Consider the following 16,712-nt stretch of genomic DNA (forward strand, 5'->3'; position numbering starts at 1 on the left):
ACTTTTCCTACTTCATTAAAGCAGCACCACGGTTGTAAAGTTCCCGCGCATAATCAGTCCAAGTTCCCTGTCCCCAATAGCGGAAACAGCTTGTTTGAACTAACAAATTGTAAAGCAAAGCTTGTTGGTATTCAAACTGCTTGGTAACGGCGGCATTTTGTTGTACCAACGGGTCGTACTTTTGGTGAAATGCTGCGCTGAGTTGATTCATCGGTTCCAAGACGTTTTCGTAGCCTTTCACCCAACTCAAATCGTTTGTCCAAGAAGCACCATCCATGTGAAAATTGTGGTCTGTTTGCTTGAGTTGCCCGATCGCACTTTCCACCTTTTCCGGTGTCGTACTATCAGGATCCACTAATTGCCAGATTTTGTGCTGGTTAATCCCCTGACAAATCGGATAATCATCAGGATTAACCCCCGCAGCCTCAATTATCTCCAAATATTCAGTACCGTTTAAACCGACAACACCAGATTTTCCGCCACCTTGTTCCCGGTTTTCGTGCCAAGCTTTCATAAAAGCACTGGGGAATTCATTCATCATCACGCCGCCATTTTCGCCATCAGCAATCTGAGTGACTAAAGAAGGAATTGTAATATTGCCAATTTGCTGTTTATTCCGTCCTTTCGCTTCATAATACGGCTGCATTTGACCGACCAATTTTGTATCAGAACCTTGGGTTTTAATCAAAGCCGTGATACTGATGGTTTCGCCGTGAGAATTGCGCGCCATCAAACGGTTGGGAATGTATTTTTGGTCTTGGGACAATCCCGAACCATCAATATTTTCTACAGAATGTTCCTGCACCATCAGCCAGCGGTAGCCGCATTCTTTCAAAGCTTTGATGTATTCATAAAGCGTGTCAGGATGATTGGGAAAGTGCATTTCTGGGGGCGAAAAACCTTTGACGCGCTTTAGGGCATCGATGCCAAAAATGGCGGCAAAATGATGTTGCCATGCTTGAATGTGGAGTTTGATGTCGGGAATGGGAGTCGAAGGAATAACGGCATGACTCCACATTGTCCCCAGCCATTCTACGTGAGGTTGATATTGTGGATCGCAGGTAATGCGCTTGAGATTATCAAAAATATCGTCACGTCCCATTTGGCGCAATCCCCACAATAAATTGCCCGAATAGTCAAGCATAATGCGCGGGTTGCAACCTTCAGCAATCAGTTGGGGAATGAATTCTCCCATGCGGGAATAGCACCAAGCGAAGACTCCGGCGTTGTGATTGTCTCCTTGGTTGGGATGTTCAAACATATTCTGAAGATTGCAGATTAGTTCGCCGTTTGCACCAGCCGGAATTGTGGGTTGGTGCATATGGAGGGCGCAAGCGAATCCGGCTTGAATGTTTTCGAGGCGCAGATTTGTGGTAGGTAGAAAGACTGGTTCGTTGCTATTGGCTGCGGCACTAATTTCTGCTTCATGGCCGCAAATATTGGGTAATCCTGAGTTGATTTCTTGTAAAATGGGTGAATTGGGAGATTGTGCGATCGCAGGCATAAAACTTTCCTCAATATTTGTGGAGCGGTACTGTCTGCTATTGCTAAAATAGCGGTAAAATTTAAGGGTAGCAGAATCTGCCTGCCAAAGCATTTATCCTGGATTTTATTCTGTTTTTAACCGATCGCAAAAATGCTTAAATGTGGAACAGTCTAACTAACCTGCGACTGCTGTCGCCGTCCATACCAGCACTTGTGAAAGTAATGGTTTTTTTCTTAACTTGGACTTGTCTATGGTTGCCGATCGCCATTATGGTCGCGATCGCCCTGAAATGGCAACCACCCCAACCCTTGGGAAACAAAAAACTACCATTAGTAGCCTCCCTCTACCTCCTAGTCCCCTTCATTTTATGGGCGACAACCTGGATAGAAAGCGTGTCATTTGCCGACTGGGGTTTGTTTTGGCAACCCACAACCTTAATCTCTGCACTCCTAGGATTAGGATTAGGGGTAGTCAGCTTAGCCATTTTATTTGGGTTACAATTAACTTGGGGTTGGCTCGAACTACAAAACAGCGAAGTTGAAACCAAAACTAGCGAAAAAATCCTTAATCCTTGGGCTGCAATTCTCAACCCTTCTACTCTCCTGATTTTATTGTTAGCACTGTGGATTAGTGCCACAGAAGAGTTAATCTTTCGCGGCTGTTTGCCAAATTTACTGCAACAAGATTACTCAATAATCATAGCAGCAGCGATCGCCAGTTTCATTTTCGCGATCGCCCACCTGATCTGGGCCCCTAAAGAAACCATACCTCAACTTCCTGGGTTGTGGCTGATGGGGATGGTTTTAGCCTTAGCTCGCGCCGTAGATAATGGTAGTTTAGGTATGGCGATCGGACTCCATGCAGGCTGGATTTGGGGGATAACCATCGTCGATACAGCTCAACTAATTAAGCCTAGCCAAAGGGTTCCTGAATGGATTACAGGAATAGCCGAAAAACCCTTAGCTGGTGCGGCCGGAATTATGTTATTACTAACAACAGGAACTGTACTATTTGTGATGGAAAAAGGAATCGGCTAGGATTTATGGCAAATTTGGTTGTATCGGAATGATTTAACCACAGAGGGCGACCCCCCCCTGCCCCCCCCCCAAGGGGGGAAAGAGGAAGATAAGAGGGAGAAACTGGGTTTTTGTAAATCTGCTGAAATCTGCGGTTAAATCATTCCAGATTAATCTAAAAGGCGATCGATGGTAACTATCGAAACTGGCCGCAAGGAATCGAAACGAGTCAAATTTACTCCCTGCAAAGAACGCGATAACTGCACTTGCACAATGCGATAACTCCAGTGGGGCTCCCGACGCACCCGATCGCCCATCCAGCTCAACACAGTAGCAATATCTTCCAAAACATCCAAAACTAGCACGATGGAACCCCCAGGGAGCAGCCGCAGGGCGCAAACACCCAAAATTTTAGTCAATCCTGGGCCACTACAGCCAATAAAAATTCGGTGCGGAGGACGCAAGCGGTGCAAGATTTCCGGGGCGGTGCCGTGAATCGAGAGCAGATTTTGCAGCCGAAAACGGGTGCAGTTGAATTCGATCGCAGAGGTACCAGAAACTGTTTGTTCGATCGCATAAACCTGAGACTGGGGGAATAAGCGAGCAATTTCGATCGACACAGCGCCATTCCCAGCACCCACATCCCAAACCACCTGTTCTCGTTGCAAAGCCAATTGCGCTAATACTAACACCCGCACTTCCCGTTCTACCGTCAAACCAGGGCGATCGCCACAACCAATAAAAGCCCCATCCGGTATACCCAACAAAGGCAACTTTTCCAAATCCAAAGATGCCGCCTCCATCTGGGACTCCCGCAGCATCACCACCACACTCAGGGGTGCAAAAGACTCTTCCAGCAAAGCTGACAGAGGTCTCGACCCCACCCGCTCGTTCGTAGACCCCAAATTTTCACAAACCCAAAATTCGTAGCGTGTAGGCAAATCTAGAGCTTGCACCAAATTTGCCAGTGCAGCCGGAGTGTGAATTTCATCCACTAGCGCCGCAATCTTCTCGACACCGAGTTTAAGTTTTGCCGTCAATTCCTCAAAATAAAGTCCCTGGGAACCCACAAAGTGTGCATCTTGCCAAGGAATTTGCAAGCGATTAAAAGCCAACTGCACGCAACTGACATGGGGGTGAAAAATCAATTTTGCTGCTGGTAATTGAGCAATTAACAACTTTCCCCAGCCGTAAAACAGGGGGTCGCCCGCCACCAAAATTACAATGTGTTGCTCCGAGGCTCTAGAGGGCTGTGAAAAAGTCTCTCTATCTGGCTCTAGATTCGCATTTAATGCCAGCCAACGCCGAATTTCTAGAATTACGGTGTTCAAATCTTCTAACACCCAGCGCTCGCAGGATTCCTGGGGAAAATAACTTAAATGGCGATCGCTCCCTACTAGCAGAGCGGCCATTTCTACAACCTGCCGTGCCGATGCACTCAGCCCAGCAGCTCCATCTAAACCTATACCAACTACGTGTACTGTCACTTTTTCAGCAAAAATCAAAAAACTAGACTAGCTAATTTTTCCTGATTAATTATATTTTTGTACTGGAATTTGTTGCCAAGCCCAAATAATTAAACCATTTAATGGACAATGGGGAGAATGGGAGAGGGGGAAAATCAACCCTCTCCCTTCCTTCCCCGTTGGTTAAAACTCAAAAACAGGCCAGTCTGGTTCCCGATAATAGCGATTCATGTCGTCAAACTTCCGCAGTTCGGCTCGGTGTACGGAGAGTTCTTGCGGCGTGTCCAGCCATCGATCGTTTAACTCCGACAGCAAAGCACACAGGCGATCGCGGTCTAGGTTGGGCCCGGTGTCCCCGAAATAGCCCAGGGTAATGTGTGCTGTAAAGTGATATTGCTGTTCAATTCCCAAACCAATTAAATCGGGATTTTGATAGATCGATCGGCGCAACTCTAGAATTTGCTTGTAAGAGTTTTCGTCCGTCGGTGCAACACAAACACCTATAGCTCTAGTCATTACCATAAAACCCAGCACTATCCAACGAATGGAAGTACCGCCAGCCTGGACTGGTTTTGCAACTTCAAAACCATCGGCCATGCGCGATCGCAATTGCAGCTCAAATTCAGGATTTTTATCCGAGGCATCCTGAAAAGCACTGCTCCAAATCAAATCTGCCACCGTTACATGGAAGCTATCGGGAGGTAGTGGGATCAAGGAACCCGGATGAAGTTCCTGCAATAGCCGTTGTTGACAAGAGTGCAAGTTCTCATAGAGTGCTGCATTTTCTCCATCTTCCCCCGCCGGTGGCGTAATCACCGAATAGCCGGGAAAAGGCACGGCAACTTTGACACCAGTTTCGTCCAATTTAAACTTGGGAGATTCCTGGATGTGCTCTACTTGGGACTTGTAGGAGTCCAGCAGCGTCAGTCGCGCTACCCTATTTACATAAGCTTGATAAGTATCGTCCAATCTCCATTTCCTCGTGCTAATTAATAGCTTTGGGCACTTACCCGACTTGAAAACTGTTAGGACTTGCGCGCCCAGAGCGAAAAATCTATGTTTGAGATTCCTTCGTGCTGTTGAGTGTGACAGAAGTTGTCACCATCGCACAAATCCTAACTTTTAAATTCTAGATTTTCGACAATAGTGCAAGATGTAAAAATTATCGAATAGAATCTTTAACTATTCCCAACAAAGTTTATATAATACACCATTCTGGGGTGGCTTTATGCTAGAAATGCAAATTTACCTTTTTTGGGGAGAAGACGAGTTTGCGATGGGGCAAGCTGTGACCAGTTTACGCCAAAGTGCCGTCGATCCCAACTGGGCTAGTTTTAACTATGACAAGATTATGGCCGATCGCGCCGAGGCTGTCGTTGAAGGACTCGATCGAGCTTTGACACCACCCTTTGGTACCGGCAGTCGTTTTGTCTGGCTGGCCAATACCACTGTCACCCAACAATGTTCTCCAGAACTTTTAGCCCAATTGGAACGGACTCTGCCAGTTATTCCCGACTCAACCGTGCTGCTGTTGACATCGGTCAAAAAACCAGACAGTCGCCTCAAATCTACCAAGTTACTTGCCAAGTCCGCCCAAGTGCGGGAGTTTTCGCCGATTCCGCCTTGGAATGACAAAGAATTAGCTCAGCGGGTGCGTCAAGTCGCCGGGGAAATGGGTGTAAAGTTGACCGCCACGGCGATCGAATTTTTGGCAGAATCGATCGGTAGCGACACTCGACAGTTATACAGCGAACTCGAAAAATTGCGACTATTTGCCGGGAACCGCACCCAACCTTTGACCCCGGAAGATGTGGGCAAATTGGTCAACTCTCACGCCCAGAATACTTTCCAGCTAGCCGATGCAATTCGCCAAGGAGATACCGAGGAAGCCTTGGATTTATTGGCCGGTTTAACCGGCCGCAACGAGCCTGGATTAAGGATTGTGGCAGGATTGACGGGTAAGTTTCGGATTTGGCTGTGGGTGAAAGCAATGATCGAATCGGGCGATCGGGATGACAAAATTGCTCAAGCTCTAGACCTCGGCAATCCCAAACGAGTATACTACTTTCGCCAAGAAGTCAAAAACGCCAGCTTAGAAAAACTCCAAAAAACCTTACCCTTACTGCTAGAATTAGAAGCCTCTTTAAAGCGGGGGCGAGAAGAAAAATCAACCCTCCAAACCAAAGTTATAGAAATTTCCAGCTTGTTTCGCTAACGGGCAAAAAATTAATTAGACATCTCCCATAATTATTGTGGAACAGGCATCCCTTCGACCCAACGACTGCGTTTATCCTGAGCGTAGTCGAAGGGCTCAGGACACCGCCTGCCTGTTCAAAACCTGCTTTTTAGGAGATGTCTATTGTTAATTGTTATCTGAGTGAAGCCATTCACTTTCTTCTGCAAGTAAACTCCCAATCTCAAACCTTTACAACACCCTAATAATAAGTAAATATTATTACATAAGTGTTAAATAGACACAATTTCTCTCTTTTGTGAATATTGTGTAAAATTAGCTTGTGTGCCAGAGTACCAATTTCATTTCCAGCAGTCCTTTTAACGCTTTTGACAACAACTAATCCTAAACGCCGGAACTCATATTTTTTTATAAAGATTGTGTAAAATTAACTTCTTTGTAACAGAGAAATATCTAGTTTAGCCTTAGTTTTGGATACAAAGTGAATTCCAAAAAGCTCCGTATAAATCCTGTATCCATATCCAAATATTCATGGTAATTTTAGTGCATCAGTTCAAGTGCTAGCTATCAATTAATTAATCAGGGAAATCTAATGAATAGTTATGAACTATGGTCAAAAACACGTTCTGATTTCTGCGCTGATTGTTCCGTAATCCAGAGGGCGAAATTATGAAGCATTTTTTCCTGTTTATACTGACTTTAATTTTTTCTGTGACAATAGCACTAAGCTCTATTTTACCTGGAGTTACTGCCTATAACGAGGGGAAAATCGAGAAGATAGCTGATTTAAGACAAGAGCATACCGTATCAAACAGTCGCTACTCTGTCAGCGGCGATAGACAGGGTAAAGTGACTGTCAAAGATGCTATTTCTTCTGAGGTAATTCGCACCTTTCAAATGGATATTCGGGCCGTTGTTTGGAAGAATTTTCTTTTGAATGGTGGCAAGACTATTGCTGCTTCGCAGATAAACCATACTGTTTTCTGGGATTTAGCGACAGGTAGAGAAATTCGTCGCTTTCCGCAAAGAATCTATGGTTTTTCTCACGATGAAACTAAGTTTTTTACTTGGAGATTGTGGGACGGAAATTTTCACATACTTTTGTACTCTTATCCTGACATGAGCCTGTCATGTAAAATGTTAAGCTCCCCGGCAGGAGGACCAGATAAATTTAAGTTTTCACCAAACGATCGTTTTCTGGTTGTTAGTTTTCATAGCAGAGTCCCTTTAAGTGATGAAGACTACATTAATCCACCCAGGTATGTATCATCAGTGAGACTTACAAATATTTTCAATCTTCAAAAGTGTGAGGTGATTGAAGAGTTTTCTAAACTTTTAAACGGAGGTTTAGGTGAATTTTCTCAAGACTCAAAATTCTATGTTGTTGATGAAGTTTCTATTGTAATTAACCAGAGGATAGCTTGGGTTTCTTGCAATTTTAACCTAAGCAACTATCAGCTAGAAAATTGTAATAAGATTCAGCAACCATAACCAAATAAGCAGAGGTTCGCCCAATGAATAATTACCTAACTCAAATCGCCAAGACAATCGTGAAACTAGGAGGATTAGCCACCTTAATTAATGTTTTGAATCCGCTCAGCACTTCGGGAGCGCAGATTGGTTTTGATGTAATAGTAAAAAATGAAAAAATTGGTTCTATTGATGTTAAAAGCATTAATAATAATGCCACACTACAAAGTAATTTCCTGGTTACGAAGAATAACTGGAATCTCACGCAGTTAGCATCAGACCTAGGAGTAGATCATTTCAATTGGCTTCAAATTATCGTCAATAATAGTTCGCCGGATTATCAACTTCCCCAAACATTCATCGATCCTCAACTCGGCGGTCAAGGAACTTTATGGGCAGATAATCTACCTTGGTATCTTAATGAAGTACCAAACCCCCCTGTTATTGCCCAAACTCCAGATGGTAGTCAAAAATTGCTTCTACTTAATGAACCATTCACAGATACCAATGGCAACGGACAATGGGATATAGGCGAACCATTTACCGATGTAAATGGTAATGGCAAATGGGATCCAGCCAAGTTATCTCCGCCCACTTTCACACCCCAAATAGCAATCAAAGTGAATTGGACTTTTCTAGCCAAGGACAGCAACTCACACTTCTAGATTCTCCAGGTATTAGTTTTACGGCTAAAACATTTCTTGTCGGTGATTTTGGCAACAAAACTTATGATTTCTTGGCTGGTTTTTCGTGGTCTTCGTTCTTAGGTTCAAATGGTTCTACGCAAGTTGGGAATTTCAGTGAAGGTGCATTATTTACTAAGGACTATGCCGATCGGGTTGAGCAACAGTTCGGGTACAAAAAGGTTGACAAATTACCCACTTATTTGTTTCCCAGCACCTTGGGAGCGGGAAAAGTTGACCCTTTTGATCTATCAGGACTTCAAGCATCAGCACCTTTTGTCGCCTGGACTAATAACTTTCCCGGTGTCAACCCACCCAAGAAACCAGACACAATTTTAGGAGCGTTTAACCAATCGGGAAATCTGATTGCGGTGAATGACGACGGTGGGCCGTTTGGCAGCAATTGGGGTTCAGGGATTAAAAGTTCTGTAAACAATGACGGTTCTCTCAAACTCAAGGTGAGTGGCTACAACGACTTCAACTTCGATCGGCGTAATGACTTTAGCGGCGGCCCATGTAACGGCGGTAGCGGTGGTGGTGGATGTGTACGAAATGCACCACATCCTCAAGTTGGAAAATATGACTTAGCTGTCAAAATGAATCAAGATTACCTTCCTTCTCGCAGTAGCGTTTCTGCATCTTCAAGTAACGTTGCTAGGAATATAAGAACCTTAGCTGCTAGGAATATAAACCAGGAAATGTCTTTTTCCTCCATCGACGTTTCTGACATAGCAAGCCTTTACAGCGACGACTTACCAAACGAAAAAGCTTCATCTCAAAAAGCCGAGGAGGATGCCCTCGCCGCCGCAGCCGTTCCCGAACCCACTACTGCATTAGGAACTTTATTAGCCCTCGGTATACTGCCTGTAATTAAAAGATTCAAAAACCAGAAAAACCAAAAATAGTCAAGTCAGGGTTTAAGTTGTTGTCTGTCTGTCAACTCATTAATCAGGGAAATCAAAGGCATCGTTATGAACTACGGCGAAAAACATTACTGTGATAGATTTGACTGTCTTCACCCGCCCAAGCTAGCTTGTAATCAGTTTTGTATCAGTTGCAGTCGAACAATTGGGCATTATCGCACCAGGGAATTGAAGTCTGAGTTTGTGCAGGTAACGAAGAAGGAACTTGCTCTTCAAGAACGCTTACCTCCTCGTTAAAGGCTGAATTTAACTTACGGTTATCTCCCTAGCAGACGGCAGAGTATACCAGACGATTATTGGTCAAAACCTTCTCATACTTGGCCGACTCCGCCACCAAAAAAGAATGATTGTGAGCCTGTGTTGGGATATTACAAGTATACTTTGGTTGAATATCCCGGAGATTCGAGTGGGAGTTGGAGGAAATTATTTTGGCTGATGGTATTTGGTGCGGCGGTTTGGTTCTGGTTTTTCCGCTGATTTTCTGGTAATCCAGAGGGCGAAATTATGAAGTATTTTTTGCGGTTTTTCTTGGCTTTAATTCTTTATGGGGTACTGACACTTAGCCATCCCCAAAAAATAGTGGCAGAACTTGCCTATTGGAACGGGGAGAAATTAGTAAGCATGACAGATAGAGATTTGGCAGATAGCAATGCCTTTGAAATAGATGGTGTCCACTTTAAAACTATACTAACAGACCGCGTTATTCCCGAAGAGGCGCTTTCTGTACCACCGGAAAAACATCTGTTTAGGATTCCCGATAAACCGGACGGTGAAACAATATTTTTCCCGACACTACGCATCACCAATCAGACCAAAAATAATATTTTGTTTGGTCGTTTTGGAATCATCAAACTATCTCTTTGCCGACCTGACGGTGAACTAACAAAAGTCGGCGATTATTATGCAGTGAGCCTTTCTATGAATCCAGCATCTGTTGGTTCTGTCCTAGCTAAACCCGGAGATAGTGTCAATTTTTCAACGGGTGTAAAATTATTCTGGAAAAATCGTAAACTTACACTGGAGTATGGTCACATTTCTAGTAATGTGTTTTACTTCGACAATATCCAGCCTGGGGAATACAAAATTCAATTGACCTACGATAATCAGAGTGATGAGGTCGATTGGAATGATAACTCACCATTCTCAATAATAATCGAAGGCGAACTGCATTATTTTACCCCAGAACAAAAGCCACCCAGAGTTGTCTGGAAAGGTACAGCTACTACTCCCTTTGTGAAATTTCGGATAGCTCAGTAGTAAACATAAACCCTGGTATTCAGAACCAAATATTTATGCTATTTTTAGTGCATAATTTCAAGTGTTAGCTATCAATTCATTAATCACGGAAATCGAATGAATAGTTATGAACTACGGTCAAAAACACCGCAGCGAAAAGAATTACTTCGACCAATCTCAATCTCCTTAACTAAAAAAGCTCGCACGTAACGAGTCTTAGATCAATTGCCATCAAACAATAGAAGCCTTTCCAACCTTTGATTTGAAGTCGGGGTTTGTGCAGGTGATGCAAAAGAACTTGCTCTTCAAGAAAGACTTAAAAACCGGAAAAGCCAAGAATAGCCAAGTCAGCGTTTAAGTTGTTGTCTGTCTGTCAACTCATTAATCAGGGAAATCAGGAGAAAAGATGATATCTAAAAAATCCCAAAAATTGAATAAATGCAATACATTTGAACAGATGAAATTCAGCTAGAATACGAATACAACTGCCTGAGTATAGTTTCCAATAATAAGAGGACAAACATCATGACCATAGATTCAAATAACAACAACGCAATAGAAGTAAGTGGCATTAATATGGAAATTATGCTGCCTGACCCTACGGCGCTAACCATCCCTGAAAACAGATCGGGCATCACGCCTCCTATAGAATTATATATTCATATTACCAATAACACTTCAATGTCTTTCCACTTCAACCTCTCTGGAACCTTGATTCCAGAAATTGTAACATCCGAGGGTCAAGCATTACAGCGGCAATTAGTTAACGAAAAGCCAGAATCTGAAGTTCAACCGAACAGATATAGAACAGGATGGGCGGGCAGATTGACTCAATTCATATCGAACTTAAACTTATCGCAGGAGTGCTACGAAACCAGAGAAATTAATTATATGTTAGTTGAGCCTAGAGAATCAAAAACCCTCCCGCTCGACGCAAGTCTTGCCTGGGAAGATAACTTACTTGCACTTAAAATTTCTACTAGGTTTGGATTTTTCGAGTCGATAAAACTTCACAACTTCTGGTTGTTTGAGGCACTATTGCCTGGAAATTACCAAATTAGGTTTATCTATCAACACAAATGTGTAAACAGAGTAATACCTGAGATAGATCCTCTCGAAATAACAAATGTAGAATAGATCGAGTCAGAACTATTGATTACCCCTTTTGTAAATCTTCGCTTGGTTCAACCTGTAGAAGCAGACAGCAATGCTGTGGAAATGGATGGTGTTCGCTTTGAAATTTTAGTACCAGAGCGAGTTTTAAGCATACCCAAAAACAATTTAATACATAAACTTCTGTACCTAATGAAATTTTTATCACCTATATCAATTTACTACTCCTCCTTTATAATCCCCGTGCAGATTGGTATTCGGATTACCAATAATACATCTACTCCCCTTAGATTTAGCTTTTATTTCACCTTGTTTCTAGAAATTATGGGAGTAGATGGACTAATTCCATTCGGAGATGGGTGGATTCGCGCTAGCTGCCTCTCTAATTCTGATATTCTTTCCGTTATGCCCGGAGAGGATATTACCTTCTTTCCAGAAACAGAAATTTTTGGGCTTTGGGAAGATAAATTTGGAGTGAGAATTACTACCGGAAATGGTGACATATTGACTTTTGAACCTCTAACTCTAGAAACATACCAAGTTCGGCTTAGATATAGCAGCCAGCAATCAATGGTTAAAATATACGAGTCTGTAGAAACATACACGACTTTAGATATCTGGAGCGGTCAAATATCAACTCCCTTTGTAGACTTTCGCTTAGTGCGTTCTTGAATAGAGATTGAAGTGAAAGAGTCTATTTCATTTGATTCTCCTCAAAAGCTGATATTTCGTTTAAACCTCATACGTCTAGGAGTCAAAACCATGTTATTTCGACAATATAACCAAGTTTTGTTGACATCATTCTTGATAGTTGGATTGACGGGCAGAGCAAGTATTGCTTTTAATATTATTCCCCCAAATCCCGGTGCTACCAGGTTTTATAGGCCTGAATCTATTTACCAAATAGATAAGAATCGAGAAAGCAGAACGGAGATAGATATGGGGTTATGGTCGGAGCCTCTGCCCCATGGTGGAACGTCTACTTTTAAAAATGCTCTTTCATTATGGTCGTCTTTTAAGTCTGAACAAGGTCGGTCTGGTTGGTCTTTTAATGCAGCCGCAGAGGACTTAAAGGGTAGTTTTGAGGTAATAACTTATCAAGCTTGCAGTCCTAAGGATGGGTGTGGTGGGGCTAGTACGTCTATCAGTGACATAAATGAAACTTATCGAGGAGTAGGCTCTCTTTTTCACTTAAAGTATCATCCAGGAAAGGGCGATCCTCAACCAGGTGAAGGTAAACTTCATTGGATTCAGATGGTGCAAGCTAACTACGGTAGCAATGTAGCAGGTGCATCTCTGATACATGGTGTTCCTTTCATCGATAATTTTAATAGAAAACAAAATCCCTACTACGACCGTCCAAACTCTACTGTTGCAGGTGAAGACTTCTTTATGGATCGACCATATAATGATGTGGCTACCAGAAACAATTATTTCAAAGCGCAACTCTACCTAGTTCAAGAGACCTTGGACTTCGACGCCTTGGACTTCGACACCTTGGACTTCGACACCGTGGACTTCGACACCTTAGACCTCATCTCCACTAGGGTCAACATCATCAACTGTCGTTATCTCAACATCAACAACAACTACTACAACATCACCCTCACCCTTTCAGCGGCCCAGTTCACCAATTCGCGCTGCCAGAGCCAACACAGCTTTTGGTATTGATAGCGATGCCACAGACCTAGCAAATATCAGCAGTGAGTTACTTGAAGACCCAGAACTATCATCAACGGACAGCAGTTTGAACAATGCAAACCTAGCTGGCGTCAGTCGTGATTTACTTGAAGACTCAGAACTATCATCAACAGACAGCAATCAAAACCAAGTAAATTTAGCCGACATCAGCAGCGACTTACTTGAAGACTCAGAATTATCATTAACAGACAACAATTCTAACCAAGTAGATTTAGCAGGCATCAGCAGCGACTTACTTGAAGACCCAGAATTATCTTCAACAGAAAACGATGAAAATAACGCAGATATAGGAAGCATCAGTGCCGATTTACTTCAAGACCAAGAACTATCTTCAGAGGATAACAATTCTAACCAAGTAGATTTAGCAGGAATCAGCGCCGACTTATTGGAAGACCCAGAACTATCGTATGTTGACGATACTCTCATCGCCACAACTCCAAAAGTCTCATCTAAAAACACCGAGGACGACGCACTCTCGGCAGAAGCCGTTCCAGAACCAACCACCGGATTAGGCACTTTATTAGCTCTAGCTGTATTGCCTGTAATTAAAAGACTCACAAACCGGAAAAGCCAAGAATAGCCAAGTCAGGGTTTAGGTTGTTGTCTGTCTGTCAACTCATTAATCAGGGAAATCAAAGGCATAGTTATGAACTACGGCAAAAAACAGTATCCATTGAAAGTTTTTAGCTGCCAAAGTCAAGATTTTCTCTTAAATCTTCCTTCAGGCGTAGATAATATTACTAGGTAAAATCTGATTTCGTTCTCTGGATGCCACTCAATTCAGTAAATGTTCGGATTGTGGTGAGCTTTGATACTGTGATAATGTTTGGAAATAATCTCAGTAAACTTCTTTTAAATTAGCGTAGGCGCTACTTAGGGACGCTATTTGCCCTAGCTATATTGCCTATAGTTAAAAGATTCAAAAACCGGAAAAGCCAAGAATAGCCAAGTCAGGATTGAGGTTGTTGTCTGTCTGTCAACTCATTAATCAGGGAAATCAAAGGCATCGTTATGAACTACGGCGAAAAACATTACTGCAACAATTTTCATTGTCCTCACCCTCTCAAGCTGACTTGCAATCAGTTTTGTATCAGTTGTAGTCGCACAATTGGGCCCCATCGCACCAGAGAACTGAAGTCCGAGTTTGTGCAGGTAACGCAGAAGGAACTTGCTCTTCAAGAACGCTTACCACCTCGTTCAAAGCTAAATTTAAGTTACGGTTATCTGCCCGGTAGAATGCGGAGTACGCCAGACGATTATTGGCAGTCATCTACCCGTACTTGGCCGACTCCTGCACCGAATAAGAATGATTGTGAGCCTGTGTTGGGATATTACAAGTATACTTTGGTTGAATATCCCGGAGAGTCGAGTGGGAGTTGGAGGAAATTATTTTGGCTGATGGTATTTGGTGCGGCGGTTTGGTTCTGGTTTTTCCGCTGATTTTCTGGTAATCCAGAGGGCGAAATTATGAAGTATTTTTTGCGGTTTTTCTTGGCTTTAGTAATTTCTGCGATCGTGGTAGTAACCTATGGAAGTATACAAGCTGTTGGCAATGAAAATTCACAAGTTGAAAAGGTAACAAACATGGCATCTAGAAAATCTAAGCGCAGCAAAAAATTTCAACAAGATGGCCTTCAAATGAAAGAAAATAGCCTTCTACTTGAAATCAGATGGCTAGAAAAAGCGGCACTATCCATCCCCGAAAACAAGCCAGGTGCTACTGCTCCATTGAGCTTTTTTATTCGCTTTACCAATAATACACAAGCCCCTGTTCCTTTCCTACATTATGGTGCTTTAATCCCAGAGATATTCGGGCCCTCTGGTCAAGCACTGCACCGAAGAGAACCGATAAATAGGCAAGTTGGAAGCGGGGAATATCATGGCTCCTTAGTTGGAGTCGGAGAGCAGACACACACCTCTCTGGAGGGAAGACTGTCTTGGCAACAAAATTCACTGCAACTGATATTACATAACCCAATTTACGATGGAATCCCTATTGACCTCGATCAATCTTGGTCTTTTGATACTTTGGGACCCGGAGCCTATCAGATTCGATTCATTTATGAAACTCCTACTGGGACAATATTATGCCCAGATCCCGTCACTTTTATTGAGACTACACAAGAAATTGGAACAGAAGTAACTGGCAATCAGTTGGCAACTCCCTTAGCTAAATTTCACCTAATTCAACCTGTTGGGTTGAATAATAGTGCAGTGGAAGTAGATGGTATTCGTTTTGAAACTTTCATACCAGAGCCATTGTTAACCCTACCAAATAAGAATGACAATTCATACCAATCTGTACAGATTGGTATCCGGATTACCAATAACACACCAACCCCATTTTACTTCAGCTTTTACGGCAGTTTTTACCCTTACTTGGTAACGCCAGATAGTGAGGTGAAGGGGGGAGGCTATGCTAACGACTGGATGAGAGGGCCTGAAGAATCTGACTTTCTGTTAGTCACACCTGGAAAAAGTCTGACATTTTTTCCAGATATCAGCCTTTTCTGGACTAATCATAGCCAATTTTCGCTTGGTGTCTCTAGCGGATATGGTGGCTATTGCGGTTTTGAGCAACTCAAGCCAGGTATATATCACTTCCGCTTCCAGTATTACAATGCGAGTGATACGATATCGAAGAAAAATCTTGCTGGGGAGTCGATTCAAACTCGGCCAATAGAAAAAGTTTGGACTGGGTGGGTGGATACTCCCTTTGTTGAATTCCGCATAGCATAGCCCAGCCCTGAATTGTAAATTAGTATTACCACACTCTTAGGATAAAGCAATAAGGAGGAAAAGCATCATGACCATAGGAGAATCAAGTGACAAAAATGCCGTTGAAGTAGATGGCATCCGGTTTGAAACAATCCTGTCAGACCGTCTGTGGACTGTCCCGATAAAAAGAACTAAGCAAGACGATCATACATCTGTAGTGTTAGGTTTTTCCATCACTAACAATACTTCAACTCCCTATTATTTTAGTGGTTTCCAATTTGTTCCAGAAATTATAACATCAGATGGTCAAAATATTAATCCTGGTTATCAGGCAGATGGAGTAGGAGTACGTGACGCATCCGATCTTCACTTAACTATGCCGGGGAAGTCTGTAACTTGTTCTCAAACCGCTCAGTGTTATTGGGAGCGAAGACATCCAAAAAAAAGAAAGCAGGATAGAGATTTAAGGCTTTTTATGCCTTTTACCAACCGTGAACATTGGAAATTTCATCTACCATCTACGGGTAATTATTCGATTAGATTCAAATACGAAGTAACTAATGAGGAAGTAAACTGCTATGACGATTTAATAGATAAACAGTGCTTAAAAATGGTATGGATGGGGCAAGTTTTTACCCCTTTCATAGAGTTTTGCATAGTGTAACCAGTAACCAAAAAGTAAAAATGAATCTAATTAAGGATTTAC

The 16,712-nt window shown here is 42.7% G+C and carries 16 protein-coding genes; 13 read left to right on the top strand and 3 right to left on the bottom strand.

What is annotated here, in order from left to right:
* Positions 1-7: 7 nt before the first annotated feature.
* Positions 8-1,504, bottom strand: coding sequence for a glycosyl hydrolase family 57 (locus P2A85_RS15810; RefSeq protein ID WP_377481524.1), 1,497 nt, complete (start codon positions 1,502-1,504; stop codon positions 8-10).
* A 140-nt stretch (positions 1,505-1,644) separates the two neighbouring features.
* Here P2A85_RS15810 and P2A85_RS15815 point away from each other — a divergent pair, with 140 nt between their 5' ends.
* On the top strand, positions 1,645-2,523 hold the full coding sequence (locus P2A85_RS15815) for a type II CAAX prenyl endopeptidase Rce1 family protein (protein ID WP_377473673.1): 879 nt from the start codon (positions 1,645-1,647) through the stop codon (positions 2,521-2,523).
* 149 nt (positions 2,524-2,672) lie between these two features.
* Here P2A85_RS15815 and cbiE read toward each other — a convergent pair whose 3' ends face one another.
* Positions 2,673-3,989: a precorrin-6y C5,15-methyltransferase (decarboxylating) subunit CbiE gene (gene cbiE, locus P2A85_RS15820; RefSeq protein ID WP_377473675.1), complete on the bottom strand. Its 1,317-nt coding sequence runs from the start codon at positions 3,987-3,989 to the stop codon at positions 2,673-2,675.
* Between the two features lie 162 nt (positions 3,990-4,151).
* Complete coding sequence (locus P2A85_RS15825) at positions 4,152-4,937, bottom strand: DUF1868 domain-containing protein (RefSeq protein ID WP_377473677.1); 786 nt, start codon at positions 4,935-4,937, stop codon at positions 4,152-4,154.
* A 268-nt stretch (positions 4,938-5,205) separates the two neighbouring features.
* Here P2A85_RS15825 and holA point away from each other — a divergent pair, with 268 nt between their 5' ends.
* The 12 genes from holA to P2A85_RS15885 all read left to right on the top strand — a co-directional run bounded on the left by holA (position 5,206) and on the right by P2A85_RS15885 (position 16,670).
* Positions 5,206-6,183, top strand: coding sequence for a DNA polymerase III subunit delta (holA, locus tag P2A85_RS15830; RefSeq protein WP_377481528.1), 978 nt, complete (start codon positions 5,206-5,208; stop codon positions 6,181-6,183).
* Positions 6,184-6,831: 648 nt separating this feature from the next.
* Positions 6,832-7,653 carry a hypothetical protein gene (locus P2A85_RS15835; protein WP_377473679.1) on the top strand — a complete coding sequence of 274 codons (822 nt, stop codon included), beginning with the start codon at positions 6,832-6,834 and terminating at the stop codon, positions 7,651-7,653.
* Positions 7,654-7,676: 23 nt separating this feature from the next.
* A complete protein-coding gene (locus P2A85_RS15840) occupies positions 7,677-8,297 on the top strand; it encodes a hypothetical protein (RefSeq protein WP_377473681.1) in 621 nt (206 codons plus the stop codon).
* Positions 8,258-9,220 (top strand): PEP-CTERM sorting domain-containing protein, encoded by a 963-nt coding sequence (locus P2A85_RS15845; RefSeq protein WP_377473683.1) that lies wholly within the window; start codon positions 8,258-8,260, stop codon positions 9,218-9,220. The genes P2A85_RS15840 and P2A85_RS15845 overlap by 40 nt, the downstream gene beginning before the upstream one ends.
* A gap of 522 nt (positions 9,221-9,742) precedes the next feature.
* Positions 9,743-10,495 carry a hypothetical protein gene (locus tag P2A85_RS15850; protein WP_377473686.1) on the top strand — a complete coding sequence of 251 codons (753 nt, stop codon included), beginning with the start codon at positions 9,743-9,745 and terminating at the stop codon, positions 10,493-10,495.
* 504 nt (positions 10,496-10,999) lie between these two features.
* On the top strand, positions 11,000-11,611 hold the full coding sequence (locus P2A85_RS15855) for a hypothetical protein (RefSeq protein ID WP_377473688.1): 612 nt from the start codon (positions 11,000-11,002) through the stop codon (positions 11,609-11,611).
* 42 nt (positions 11,612-11,653) lie between these two features.
* Complete coding sequence (locus tag P2A85_RS15860; protein WP_377473690.1) at positions 11,654-12,259, top strand: hypothetical protein; 606 nt, start codon at positions 11,654-11,656, stop codon at positions 12,257-12,259.
* 90 nt (positions 12,260-12,349) lie between these two features.
* Entirely contained in the window at positions 12,350-13,258 is a 909-nt protein-coding gene (locus P2A85_RS15865; protein ID WP_377473692.1) for a hypothetical protein, read from the top strand.
* A 76-nt stretch (positions 13,259-13,334) separates the two neighbouring features.
* Positions 13,335-13,868, top strand: a complete 534-nt coding sequence (locus P2A85_RS15870; RefSeq protein WP_377473694.1) for a hypothetical protein — start codon at positions 13,335-13,337, stop codon at positions 13,866-13,868.
* 431 nt (positions 13,869-14,299) lie between these two features.
* Positions 14,300-14,728 (top strand): hypothetical protein, encoded by a 429-nt coding sequence (locus P2A85_RS15875; protein WP_377473696.1) that lies wholly within the window; start codon positions 14,300-14,302, stop codon positions 14,726-14,728.
* Positions 14,729-14,755: 27 nt separating this feature from the next.
* Positions 14,756-16,027: a hypothetical protein gene (locus P2A85_RS15880; RefSeq protein ID WP_377473698.1), complete on the top strand. Its 1,272-nt coding sequence runs from the start codon at positions 14,756-14,758 to the stop codon at positions 16,025-16,027.
* Between the two features lie 67 nt (positions 16,028-16,094).
* On the top strand, positions 16,095-16,670 hold the full coding sequence (locus P2A85_RS15885; RefSeq protein ID WP_377473700.1) for a hypothetical protein: 576 nt from the start codon (positions 16,095-16,097) through the stop codon (positions 16,668-16,670).
* Positions 16,671-16,712 lie beyond the last annotated feature (42 nt).

Origin of the sequence: Microcoleus anatoxicus (genome assembly GCF_042465725.1) — a bacterium.
Lineage (GTDB): Bacteria > Cyanobacteriota > Cyanobacteriia > Cyanobacteriales > Microcoleaceae > Microcoleus > Microcoleus anatoxicus.

What these genes read in the sequence shown, in the direction of transcription:
- P2A85_RS15865 (WP_377473692.1), top strand. Translation starts at nt 12,350, where the DNA reads ATGTTATTTCGACAATATAACCAAGTTTTGTTGACATCATTCTTGATA.
- P2A85_RS15885 (WP_377473700.1), top strand. Translation starts at nt 16,095, where the DNA reads ATGACCATAGGAGAATCAAGTGACAAAAATGCCGTTGAAGTAGATGGC.
- P2A85_RS15815 (WP_377473673.1), top strand. Translation starts at nt 1,645, where the DNA reads ATGTGGAACAGTCTAACTAACCTGCGACTGCTGTCGCCGTCCATACCA.
- P2A85_RS15875 (WP_377473696.1), top strand. Translation starts at nt 14,300, where the DNA reads ATGAACTACGGCGAAAAACATTACTGCAACAATTTTCATTGTCCTCAC.
- holA (WP_377481528.1), top strand. Translation starts at nt 5,206, where the DNA reads ATGCAAATTTACCTTTTTTGGGGAGAAGACGAGTTTGCGATGGGGCAA.
- P2A85_RS15835 (WP_377473679.1), top strand. Translation starts at nt 6,832, where the DNA reads ATGAAGCATTTTTTCCTGTTTATACTGACTTTAATTTTTTCTGTGACA.
- P2A85_RS15880 (WP_377473698.1), top strand. Translation starts at nt 14,756, where the DNA reads ATGAAGTATTTTTTGCGGTTTTTCTTGGCTTTAGTAATTTCTGCGATC.
- P2A85_RS15810 (WP_377481524.1), bottom strand. Translation starts at nt 1,504, where the DNA reads ATGCCTGCGATCGCACAATCTCCCAATTCACCCATTTTACAAGAAATC.
- P2A85_RS15850 (WP_377473686.1), top strand. Translation starts at nt 9,743, where the DNA reads ATGAAGTATTTTTTGCGGTTTTTCTTGGCTTTAATTCTTTATGGGGTA.
- P2A85_RS15840 (WP_377473681.1), top strand. Translation starts at nt 7,677, where the DNA reads ATGAATAATTACCTAACTCAAATCGCCAAGACAATCGTGAAACTAGGA.
- P2A85_RS15855 (WP_377473688.1), top strand. Translation starts at nt 11,000, where the DNA reads ATGACCATAGATTCAAATAACAACAACGCAATAGAAGTAAGTGGCATT.